The sequence below is a fragment of the Nocardioides sp. CPCC 206348 genome (genome assembly GCF_048654705.1).
Classification (GTDB): domain Bacteria; phylum Actinomycetota; class Actinomycetes; order Propionibacteriales; family Nocardioidaceae; genus Nocardioides.
Window position 1 is genome coordinate 58,958 of sequence record NZ_JBMCZA010000168.1, and the last position, 459, is coordinate 59,416.

Below are 459 nucleotides of genomic sequence, written 5' to 3' on the forward strand. Positions count from 1 at the left end.
GACGAGTCGGATGCCGGGAAGCGCGGCGAGGTCCACGAGGCGTCGTACGCCGGCAGCCTTGTGGAGACCGCCGACGTAGCCGACGACGACGCGTCGGCCCTCCTTCGACTTCGCCTTCGACCAGGAGCCGTGCAGCCACTGGTCGCGAAGCGCTGGGGTGAAGGCGGCGGGGTCGACACCGGGCAGCCACAGCTGGGCGTCGATGCCGAGCTCGGCGGCGCGCTCCACCATCCAGGGCGAGGTGACGAGGACGCGGTCCGCACGCTCGGCGACCTTGGCACGCCAGTAGTCGGCGGCGAGGTCGAGCACGGGGGACTGTTCGACGGCGAGGGTCGGCACACCGGCGCGGGCCGCGTGCTTGAGCGCCTTGCGGCCGATGGCACGGGGGGAGTGCACCTGCACCAGGTCGGGCTCGAACGCCTCGACGGCGTCGCGGACCTGCGCGCCCGTGGGCTCGAG

The 459-nt window shown here is 73.4% G+C and carries 1 protein-coding gene; it reads right to left on the reverse strand.

Annotation, left to right across the window (positions count from 1 at the left end):
* The coding region (locus tag ACOADB_RS13450) for a glycosyltransferase (protein ID WP_378599360.1) at positions 1-459 on the reverse strand (459 nt) is incomplete at both ends.